The sequence below is a fragment of the Bythopirellula polymerisocia genome, assembly GCF_007860015.1.
Classification (GTDB): Bacteria; Planctomycetota; Planctomycetia; order Pirellulales; family Lacipirellulaceae; genus Bythopirellula; species Bythopirellula polymerisocia.
Map to the genome: position 1 here is coordinate 71,524 of NZ_SJPS01000009.1, position 11,442 is coordinate 82,965.

General features: G+C 51.1%; 8 protein-coding genes. 1 reads left to right on the top strand and 7 read right to left on the bottom strand.

What is annotated here, in order from left to right:
• Positions 1-61: 61 nt before the first annotated feature.
• From Pla144_RS21520 to Pla144_RS21550, 7 genes are all read right to left on the bottom strand, one after another.
• A complete protein-coding gene (locus Pla144_RS21520) occupies positions 62-496 on the bottom strand; it encodes a hypothetical protein (protein ID WP_146452765.1) in 435 nt (144 codons plus the stop codon).
• An 11-nt stretch (positions 497-507) separates the two neighbouring features.
• A complete protein-coding gene (locus Pla144_RS21525) occupies positions 508-1,515 on the bottom strand; it encodes a DUF1559 family PulG-like putative transporter (protein WP_197530909.1) in 1,008 nt (335 codons plus the stop codon).
• Positions 1,516-1,684: 169 nt separating this feature from the next.
• Positions 1,685-2,272 carry a hypothetical protein gene (locus Pla144_RS21530; protein ID WP_146452767.1) on the bottom strand — a complete coding sequence of 196 codons (588 nt, stop codon included), beginning with the start codon at positions 2,270-2,272 and terminating at the stop codon, positions 1,685-1,687.
• Complete coding sequence (locus tag Pla144_RS21535; RefSeq protein ID WP_146452768.1) at positions 2,269-3,345, bottom strand: DUF1559 family PulG-like putative transporter; 1,077 nt, start codon at positions 3,343-3,345, stop codon at positions 2,269-2,271. The genes Pla144_RS21530 and Pla144_RS21535 overlap by 4 nt, the downstream gene beginning before the upstream one ends.
• Positions 3,346-3,433: 88 nt before the next feature.
• Positions 3,434-4,447 carry a DUF1559 family PulG-like putative transporter gene (locus Pla144_RS21540; RefSeq protein ID WP_146452769.1) on the bottom strand — a complete coding sequence of 338 codons (1,014 nt, stop codon included), beginning with the start codon at positions 4,445-4,447 and terminating at the stop codon, positions 3,434-3,436.
• Between the two features lie 184 nt (positions 4,448-4,631).
• Entirely contained in the window at positions 4,632-5,723 is a 1,092-nt protein-coding gene (locus Pla144_RS21545; protein WP_146452770.1) for a hypothetical protein, read from the bottom strand.
• A 653-nt stretch (positions 5,724-6,376) separates the two neighbouring features.
• On the bottom strand, positions 6,377-8,482 hold the full coding sequence (locus Pla144_RS21550) for a DUF5010 domain-containing protein (RefSeq protein ID WP_146452771.1): 2,106 nt from the start codon (positions 8,480-8,482) through the stop codon (positions 6,377-6,379).
• 308 nt (positions 8,483-8,790) lie between these two features.
• Between Pla144_RS21550 and Pla144_RS25205 the strand changes: the two genes are divergently transcribed.
• Positions 8,791-11,415 carry a sulfatase-like hydrolase/transferase gene (locus Pla144_RS25205; protein WP_231936486.1) on the top strand — a complete coding sequence of 875 codons (2,625 nt, stop codon included), beginning with the start codon at positions 8,791-8,793 and terminating at the stop codon, positions 11,413-11,415.
• The last annotated feature ends 27 nt before the right edge of the window (positions 11,416-11,442 follow it).

Consider the following 11,442-nt stretch of genomic DNA (forward strand, 5'->3'; position numbering starts at 1 on the left):
AAATCAGTTGGCGAAACGCTCAATTCTTGGAGGCTGTGGCACCATCGAATCTAATTTGCAATCAAGGTTTAAGATCAAAATCCTTTGTCTGCTCAATTTCAATCACTTGGCACGTTAGGCCGCTGAGATTTGAATCACCATACCGATCGGGGATGGGGATGTACTTCATGGGAGGTTGAATCGGTGCGCCATCGACTGGCCCCCTGGGAGGTTGCATCATGGGAGATGGTGCATGCGACGTCACTGTTACAGTTGCCTCAAAACCGATCTCCAATCCGGTCACATAATAGTTACCATTTTCAATGTTTCCAGTACTCACTATTCCCTTCGTGCTGATGAAGGCAATTGTGCCTGTAGTGATCGGTACGTCTTGGAGGGTCACCTTGCCAGAGACGCTTGCAGACTTTGGCCCGCAACCCATGACAATACCGAGGAGCAAGAACGTTGCAAATAACTGCCGAATACTACGTCCTGAGATAGTCCTATTTCTTAGCATGCTGAATCTCATCAATGTGATCCCGCGACATCCGAGCCATTGGCTGTACACAATGCCCACCATGTATCACCATTCATTCCTTCCTGAAGAGTCCGAACACTTCCATCGCCCATACCGACGTTCATAACTCCCGGGTGCGAGGACTGGGCGAGTCGTGGATTGCACGGACCAGGAATTGTAAGACTCTCTCTTTCGTGCGGCCACGGACTACTTTGAAACATCGACTGATTACCTTGGATGAAAGCGGCAAAGGTTGGCTGCCAATAGTCCAACCAGTCCCAGCGGGCCCACATTGTGCCACCATCAGCTTTGCCGGCAGGGTAAGGACCCGTCGAATTGCAATTGGCGTATTTTTCTGCGAAAAGGATTGTATTTGAAACGCCATCGCCGATAGTCCTGCCAAGCTCCGCTTCACCTTGCCAGTAAACGAGATTCCTATCATGGCAAGAATTGGTTAATTTCGCTGGATCGGTATTGAAGGCAAAGACTTGGAAGTTGGATGCGTAGCAACTACCACCCCAGCCCCAGTTCGGCTCGACATAAGGCTGAGAAGCGTCAGAAGGGCAGATGTACTCATCGATTACTTGCCATCCCAGTTGCCGCCGACTGTCGTGTGAACCCTGTTGCTGAGTGTATTGACAGGGATAGTCCTGGACGACAGTTTTCTCGACCCGAGACACTTCATAGAGATTTGTTTGCTCGATATACGGTAATAAGTGGAAGAAGAGTGTTCCGAAACCCCCGCTCTCTTCGGTGCCGAACCAACCAAACTGGGGAGGCAGCTTTCCCATCGCACTCTGAATATTCTGCGTCGCCAATCCTATCTGTTTCAAGTTATTCTGGCATTGTGATCGCCGAGCTGATTCACGTGCCGATTGTACAGCGGGAAGCAGCAAAGCTACTAGCACGCCAATGATTGCAATCACCACCAGTAATTCGACTAATGTAAAACCTTCTGTGCCTTGCAGCCGCTTTCCACGAAAGTTTTTTTGGAGTTTGCTGAGAGAATTCCTATTCATCGAAGCAGTCCCGTTCATGTGTTTGACGTGAGCAAACGAAAAGGCAATACAAAGACTTGCCAGTGAGTTGAGTCTCCAACCATTACCAAATAAACTGCTTTCGGGTACAGTCACCGCAACCAAGTCCTCAAGAATTGGCGAGCTACCTAAGAGGCAATCTCATTGTTCATTATCCATCGTTATTCGAAAGCCTACGATTCTGGTCTCCCTTCTCAATTGCAAAATCGAATTCGTTCGAACCTGGAACAACCTCAACAGTCCAACCTGATGTGCTTGGGTCCGCGTACTTTTCTGCAGCCAATTGTCGAATATGGGGATTCCCCCCATCCTTACTGGGAATAATCTCGGCCACGCTGATCGCCACGTCGTACTTTCCTTCTAGGGCACCCTTGGTGGAGCCTGTTTCCAGCATAAACTTGCCTGAACCGTCTACATTCGCAATCGCTGGGGCACCATTTCCATTCTCGGGGAAGAAAAGGACGATACACTGCAAGTTGTCCGAACCACGCACAAGTTCACCATCCAACGCCACGCTTCCCGAGACAGTGGGCAATCGTTGTCCACACCCAACTAGAGACAATGCAAGAAAAACGAGGTTCAAGCGAATGGTCCCAGCAACCGTTTCGCCCCGAATTGGCTTGGGAGGCGTCAAGCTTCTGGTCGTGCCAAATACTGTTGCGGAAGATTGCGAACTGGACTTAATACTCTTGTAGGGTGAACTACTACACCGCGCCGGCTCATGCTGAAGTCCAATCAAAGTGCTTCTCCCTCATTCCGTGTACAACTTGCGCGAAAGAGACCATGGTCAGTAGCATCAACAAGAAAATGTACCGAACCATCAGCGTAAACAAACTGTACCCCACCAGGATGCCTGCTCTTGAAACCACGAGCGTTAGACCAATCATTGCGAAACGCCGTGGGGTTGGGAGTGTTCGTTCCATAGTTGAGCGGGATGTTGCAACTGTTCCAGTCGCCATCTGCGTAGAAGGCCACAGAATGACCATTGAGTGCAACAATGTCCTCGCCAACCATGGCAGTATTACTCATGCCGTCGCTAATTGAGCTAATCTTGATAGGTTCTCGGAGTGTTTGACGAAAGAAAATCCCTCGGCAGCGCGTGTCGTGGTGGCAATCTCTTGGATTGCTCGCCGAATATCTTGGGTCAATGGTGTCGTAATTGCCGCTAGGATACCGAGCGCTGTTGTTGTGAAAGACGCTTCCCGACTGACCCGAAGAGCCCAGCCAGGTATCTCCCAAAACCCCTTTGTAGCTTGTAGTTGCTACCTTTCTTGCCCAATTGGGAGGAATCTCTTCTTCGGTTTCAGCGTCATCGCTGGGGCAATGGAGGGAAGCCAACTGAATCTCCATTAAATCACAAGCCGGCGCTGAGCTAATTCCTGCGTTCCGGGGCCGTGGCGGCCGATCTGGGCAGATATTAGTTTTTGGCATCTTCCCCTCGAATGCACTTGCCGCAGCAAAACGATCATAGAGGGATTGCTGTTCAAGGTAAGGAAGCGTACTCAGTATCCAACCTGCCCCTGGTTGATCAATACCCCCGGCATTGTCCCACCCAGTCCCGTAGCTGATAGGGAAGTAGGCACGCGCCGACTCATAGTTAAGTGCGCCTAATCCAAGCTGTTTAAGGTTATTTGAGCATTGGATTCGTCTCGCTGCTTCCCGGGCTGCTTGGACAGCAGGTAAGAGCAAGGCAACGAGTACACCGATAATTGCAATCACAACTAGTAATTCGACCAGCGTAAAGGCGCTTTCACCGGACGTTTGCTTTTCTAGAGAGCCATGATGAACCCTCCCGATCAGCTTCTTGTTCATCAAGGTAATTCTCCTTGAGATTCATCCGAATTCTGTGGTGATCTCGGGCCGCCACTCAATTGAGCTATTGCGAAACGACCGCAGCATACTATTGGGAGTCCACGACCAAACCATCCTGACGGTCGCCCATGGCATTAAACACGATTAAGTCGATATCGTAGGTAATTTGAGTCACATGGCCATCCGCGAAGACAGCGTTTAACCCGCTTGGGTGGGAGGAGCCAAAGTTAAACCCATAGCCCTGTGGCTCTGTAGCAGGCTGCTCTATATCCGGGCCTGGTTGGTAGCCCGTATAACGAACAATATCCGGGTCCCAGCCATCGGTCCAACCGATGTCATCGTACGGAGCTCCAATCTGGTATAAGTTGGTAAAAAGTCGCTTCTCGCCAAGCGCCATCGTATTCGAGAGACCATCGGTGATGTTCCTTGTCTTGCAAGGATCTGACATTCCTGTCCGCACGATCACGCCCTGATAGCTGACTGGATATTTATTGTTTTTGAATCTGATTTCTTGTTGAGCAGCACTTAGCACGTCGCCATGTGTGATGCCCTGCCAGAACCACGGGTCATAGCTGGGACGGCTGACATCAAGTAGGTTGGCAGGCGTTGAGCTGGCGTAGTCGGTAAGTGCGCATCCCTCTAGACAGGCATCCGGATTCTCTAAAGTCCCTTCAAAGCTAATTACGATTCCACGCTTTGACGGACAATTGTAAAGTGGCACGGGAGTCCCACGTACGACTCGATCGCGTTGCGCATCTCCTGAACCATATCCTTTCGATATATTTTGCAACGCAGCATTTTCGACATACGGAAGTATTTGCACCATCCAGCCGTAGCCTTTGCCGAAACTAACCGATGCGTCGCCTTCATCGTGCCAAGGCTCGGAGCCGCCCGTGGGAAATGCTCCGATCGCACTCTCATGATTCAGTATCGCGAGGCCCATCTGCTTGAGTTGGTTGACACATGTCGCACGTCGCGCCGCTTCACGGGCCGCTTGAATGGCCGGCAAGAGTAGAGCAACCAATACTCCAATGATGGCGATCACCACCAGTAGTTCTACGAGCGTAAAAGCCATTTTACGATTGGGATTTGGTTTCATCATTCGACTCCGGCGAAATGAAGGATAAATAAACAGGCCATGTGTAATACAACAACAGTACGACGGACCCAAATAAAGCAGCCCTCGTCAAATCAAGTCGCCGCTGAATCCATCCAAGTATTCCTTGCCGGCACCACGGTCGAGTGATGAAAAAGGCTCTGGGACAGATTCACGACTTTCATTCGAATCACCTGCAAGATCTGCTTCTCAACCCACTCAAGGCTAAGGCACTTGTCAGCATCAATGTCAAAACACTCGGCTCTGGAACGACTGCAATGATTGGGACAGCCGCGGTAACAACAGTCTTCATACTCGTCTGCCCATAGTTGGCCTGCCAATCGGCCAAAACACCCACATTCGGATCCCGCTGCCACACCAGAAAATCATGTCCATCCACGTCGCCATCGACGTCGAAATCACCGAGACCTCCTGGTGCTGGGACGACGTTGATGTCCACAGCCCCGGGAACGCCATTGCCGTACAATTTGCTGGCATCTCGATAGCCTTCCAGCACTCCTACGAAATCACCAGGTAGAGTGAGTTGACCCGATCCAGAAATGTCGATGTACGAGCCAGGCTGAATTGAACTCTGAGTTCCACCCGCATGAATGTTGTTCAGGGCCATTATTCCACCGTCGAGGATGTTTACTAAGGCAGTGCCGCCTTGCGCTCCCGAATCAAGGGCATTAATAGTGCCAAGACCGAGAATGCCTCCTGTTTGGTTGAGAGTTCCGCTAATATTAACTTCAGCAGTTCCTTTCACTCCCCACCATAGATGGTTCGCGACGTTCACCACTCCACCACTGTTGATATTAAGGTAACCGAGTGTGTCACCCGGACCGTCATTGGGGCCCCCCTTGCCAACCCATAGAATCCTGCCAACGTTCACCGTAGCGCCATCATTGACATCCATATAACCTTCGGTGAAGTTATTATTTCCGACAACCACATCTTGGATTGCTGAAAGGACTCCGCCACCATTGACTTCCATGGTCCCAGCCTCATCAACGCCTATGAGAAGTCTTTCGAAAGCTGGAGCCGCATAGTCCAAGGTAACTGTACTGCCCGCCCAGTTTACTCGGGCTTCATCACCTGCGACCGGGACACTTGATCCAGGCTGATCAGGATTGACCCCCCAGCCAGGAGTTGTTCCGTCACTGACATTTTCCCATGCACCTCCTGTCCTATATCGAAGAGTCTCGGCCCTCGATTGATCAGCCATCGTAAGGACCGCCATAACAAGAACTGCTAATACGCACACCTTATTTGTTCTTTTCATCAAAGCATCTCCCTCAAAAAAAGTAATTCGTCTTATTTCGCACAACTTCTGCCAGCTGCGTTGCAACTACCGTCGTACAACCCAATCAAACGTCTGAGTCAATGTTTCACCAAGTGCCGATATGATTGGGAGCTTCGCCTGAAAGCGAAAAACACGGCCATACATTGGCTTGGCACCTCCTCTACTTCTCGAAAAGCCATGGCAAGCAAGGTAGGCCAAAGTCGGCCGGCGTTGCTTTGCCACGTTTCGCGTTCGCTAATCTGCCCCGATAGCCAATCACGATTTTGTAAACTCTGTCTAAGCTCGTTCGACTCCACACAGCTAAGCTGCGTCAAAAATTGAAATCTTCTTAGAATCTTTTGCCTGATCCGACACTTCCGCGAATGCGATGGCCCAAGTCTCTAGCTCTAGAATTACCTGAAAAGCCCGGTTAATTCAGCGGCTGGATTAAGAGCCACTCCCGCCTTCAATCCCGACTATACCAAATCTGGTCTATGTGTCAACCATTTCCCCATAGAAATCCCCAAATTTTCTGATTTGAGTCCACTCAATACCAAAAGCCGGTAGACGGCAAAGTCCTCCTACCCACGCACGCCCCTATAAATTCGCATTATATCACGGTGAAACCCCACATTTCTCGACACATAGAGGGATCACTTGCTCCGACGAAGGTCAGATCCACTCAGGAAGAGAGCACTCGCAAGCATTAGAACCAAGGTCGTGGGCTCGGGAATGCTTTTCAGTGCAGATTGGGCTCCAGTGAAGCCATAGTTGTTTTGCCAGTCAGCTAAACTCCCCACACTAGGGTTTCGTTGCCATACCAGGAAATCAGCCCCATCGACATCGCCATCTCCATCGAAATCTCCACCGAGCACGACCTGAACTAATGTATCTGAACCGTCAAAACTTACTTGGATCGAGCCAGTTGCACTGTTGGTGTAGAGCAGTCCGTTTGCGATCAAGTTGTTCATTTTTGCGGTGGAGTCCGAGCCGACGATAACAATCAAGCCTTCGTCTCCGATCTGAACGCCCATCGTGTTATTGTTCGCTGGGGCGAGATAGGTGGCTAGATCACCATTGGGAGCAAATTTTATATCGGACGTCCGGAGGGTACCCGTTGTGATATCCAGCAAGACATCCACATCCATTGAAGTTGTGGCAGGAACGAGCCCGTACCGATCACCCAGAATAACATCCCCCATGTTGTCGACCATGCCAGCAATAGTCACTGTGATATCTTCATCATTCATGAATTGTTGGCCGCTTTGTTTGCCGTCATGTTGACCGAGTAAAAAATTACCTCCGATCGAAATTGAGGAGCCAGTCTGGACTTCGAAAATGATATCGCCACTATTGAATGACACGAATAGGTTCGATGCGAGAGTTACATCCGCACCAGCCTCAAAAGTAAATGTCTGACCTGCCTCGTCGACTCCAAATAAAAAATCGTTGGCGACAATCGTCGAGTTGATTGTCATATCCGTGCCGGAACGATCAACTCGTGCCCTGTCACCAGGACCAGGGACGCGAGGTGGGTCTGGAGCAACGTTGTCAGCATTCCAGTTAGCCAAGTCCGTATAGTTGCCGACAAACATGCCATTAGCGGTGCCACGGCCCCACCTAATTTCAGCCGGGGTTATCGGCTGCGTGGTTTGTGTCGCGTTACGAAGAATGTCGAGGTAAAGATTGCCATAACCCTCGTAATATCTGCCGACTGTAAGGTCCATTCCCCCCGGCGAATCGTCAGTATTTGTAGACGGGCCAATCACGCTAGCTTCAATCTGCGTGTCCTCGTGCCATTCATTGAACGAATTCACTAGGATCAAGTCGTTGATATCCACGTCCGTATGCGGCAATACTGCATCTTGGAGCATGGCTTCCATAGCAGTGCCAAAGGGTTCACCCGGAAAATACCGAGCAGCAGGGAGATGCCCTGGGCGAACGGCCTTGTCGTTGTAACCTGGTGCCAAGCCAGGAACGAAGTCGACTCCGGCATTGTTCGCAACATTCTGGGCGTTGGAATAAATATTTGCTAATTGGTCAATTTTTGTTTGATTCACCACTCCATTTCCGAAAACTTGTCCGTAAACGTCGAAAGAGGTGATCGCGTCCATATTCGAAGCACCCGCCGCTACTGAATTAAAGAGATGATCGCCAATGATATACGGATCGTAGCCGTACTGATTCTGCATCGTAGTGCGCATATTGCTTAGCGCGGCAGCACCTGCGGCGTCATCGAAGAACACACGGCTTAGATACATGACGACAACTGGACGACCATCGATTCGCATATAATTAGGATCACTGAAGATATTTGTTGCGAGATACTGAAAATCGGGAGTCAAATTGGAATAGTTCGGATTGTTATGATCCCCAAGTCGTCCACCCGTCTCGTAGTGAATCGTGTAGCTGAGTTCCGAAGCGCGGGGATGGGGAAGGATATTGTTGCGGATGGTTTGATTCTCGTACGAATTCGGCCCCCACCAACTCATCGACCACATTGAGATGTTGCCCAGGTGGCTTTGGTCGATGTGCGCTGAAATTACGTTCGCGTCTCGGCTACTATACTGAGGCCCAACTGCGGGCAGCTGGGTGTTGGGCGTTGTATGGGCACGCAGTGTCTGGTCAAAAGTATGTCCACCTTGACCGGCCCCCCACCAAGGGTAGTAATAGACTCCGACCGTGGGATCCGCCTTACAAACCCCAACTAGTCCGACTAACAACGTGAGGGCCAACGTCCCCTGTAAGAAGCGAATCATAAAATCATCATTTCTCGAATTTTCTCTGGTCACAGAAACCGCTTGATAAGTAAGTAGACAGCCGATACCCTGACTATACCAATATTGGTCTATCTGTCAAGATTTGGCTTGAATTTCCCCTACAGCGCCAACTTGGCACAGGCATTCGTCGGGCTGTCGCCCAGATTCGGGAGAGAAAGCGTGTCCTTTCCGATGGTTTGATTATACACGTCACCTTCTGGCAAGACCTGCGAGCGGGCTGACGAATGGCGAGAATTCGGTCATAGCCAAGAACGGATACTTCCAGGAAAAAAATGGGATAGAACCTCATGTCGCAAATTTTCTCGAGACTCTTGTGCACAAGCTTGATACTTCTCTGCAGCGTCCGTTGTTCTGCAGATAATCCGAATATCGTAGTGATCCTGGTCGACGATATGGGCTACGGTGATCCCGGTTGCTTCAACCCCGAGTCGAAGATTCTGACGCCGCACATTGATTCGATTGCTCGTGCTGGTATGCGGTTTACCGATGCGCATGCACCTGGACCGCTCTGTCACATGTCGAGATACGGATTGATGACGGGGAGATACCCGTTTCGGACGGATGTGTCGCCCTGGCCCGAGCAGCCATTGATTGAGCCCGGTCAGTTGACGGTCGCTTCCTTGGCAAAACGTGAAGGCTACGACACGGCTATGGTCGGAAAGTGGCATCTTGGCTTCCAAGAGAACGGTTACGACGAACCTTTACCCGGCGGACCTACGGATTGCGGATTTGACTCATTCTTCGGTATTCGTGCCTCAACGGACATTCCGCCGTATTTCTACATTCGAGGCAACCGAGCAGTCTCGCCGCCGACCGACAAGATCGCAGCCCACCACAGTCCGGGTTGGAATTCGAATCAGGGTGAGTTTTGGCGAGCAGGTGGTATTGCGCCCGACCTTCAATTGGATGAGGTACTACCTCGGTTCACTGACGAAGCGATCCAGGTGATTCAAGAGCACGCGTCAAACGATGGGAACAAGCCCCTAATGCTCTACCTTGCGTATCCGGCTCCTCATACTCCCTGGCTTTCCTCCGAAGAGTATGTCGGAAAGAGTACCGCTGGGGCTTACGGTGATTTTGTGATGATGGTCGATGCCCAGATTGGCAGAGTCCTCACAGCGCTTGACGAAGCCGACATCACTGACGACACGCTGCTGGTTTTCACCTCCGACAATGGTCCCTGTTGGTACGACGTGGATACCGAGCGATTGGGGCACGATGCGACAGGGCAATTTCGTGGAATGAAATCGGATGCTTGGGAGGGGGGACATCGCATGCCACTGATTGTCCGCTGGCCAGGGCGAGTCAAGAGCGACACTATCAGCGATCAGCTTGTTTGCTTCACCGATTTTCTGGCAACCTTTGCCTCCGTGATGGGGGTCCAACTACCAGAGGGTGCCGGTCCCGACAGTTTCGATTTCCTGACTGCACTGACCGGTCAATCTGCAGACGATACTTCCGTTCGCAATCAGTTCGTAATGCGAGCCGGTAGCCAGCCTTCGATGATGACGATTCGCAGCGGGGATTGGAAGTTGATCACGCAACTTGGTTCGGGGGGATTCTCAAAACCAAAACTTATCGAAGCTGTGGCAGGTGGTCCGTCAGGCCAACTCTACAATCTGGCCGATGATCCTGGTGAGACAACAAATCTGTATTTGCAGCATCCAGACATCGTTGCGCGGTTAACCGCTGAAATGAAAACGATTGTCGATGACGAACACAGCAGTGTCGCGAGTCAAGAAGCCGACCGAAGCACGCTGACGGGCAAAGTCATGTGCGGCTATCAGGGGTGGTTCAATTGCGAAGGGGATGGTGCTCAACTTGGTTGGAAGCACTGGGCGCGAAATCGTAAACAACTCTTTGCACCCGGGAACGTGACCGTCGATCTGTGGCCCGACTTGTCCGAGTTTGATCCGGACGAACTGTACGACACCGGTTTTACGAACACCGACGGCAGCATAGCCAAGGTTTTCAGCAGCAACAATCGGAAAACCGTACTGAGGCATTTTCGGTGGATGCAGGACTATGGAATTGATGGCGTCTTTCTTCAGCGATTCGCTAATGGATTGAAAGACAAGGTGGTGCTACATAACTACGACACCGTGCTTGGCCATGTCCGCCAAGGAGCCGGACAAGCAGGTCGCTCGTTTGCGATAATGTACGATCTCTCCGGATTGAAAGCAGGTGAGTTGAAAAACGTTCGTGACGATTGGCGGAGGTTGCGCAGCGATACGCGGCTGGCCGAGGACCCGGCTTACCAACAGCACGATGGGATGCCAGTCGTGGCCATTTGGGGCGTAGGTTTTGGCAGCAAAACTAAGTCACGCGATTACTCTCTTGCCGAATGTAGAGAACTGATTGAGTGCTTTAAGGAAGACGGCTGCACGGTGATCCTGGGCGTTCCCACAGGCTGGCGGAAACTGGAACGAGACGCGATTCCGGATCCGCAACTGCTTGAGGTTCTCGAATTGGCTGACGTGCTTAGTCCCTGGACGGTGGGTAGGTACCGGAACGAAGCAGAAGTCGCCAAGCACATGCAAAAGTACTGGCGCCCTGACCAACGGTGGTGCGACCAGCACGAGTTGTCTTACATGCCGGTCGTCTTTCCTGGCTTTAGTTGGCACAACCTCCATGGCGGCGATCTCGATTCTATTCCAAGGCAAAAGGGTAAATTCCTATGGTCGCAGGCCATTGGTGCCAAGCAAGCGGGTTGTGAGATGCTGTATGTCGCTATGTTCGACGAAGTTGACGAAGGAACAGCGATCTTTAAATGCACTAACCAGCCACCAACAGGCAACGGTGGGAAATTCCTTACCTATGAAGGTTTGCCAAGTGATTTTTATCTGCGACTCGTCGGCAAGGCAGGGGAAATGCTCCGCGGTGAAATACCTAGAACGAAAGCTGTTCCGTAACTCCCACTCTGATTACTCTTTCAGAAC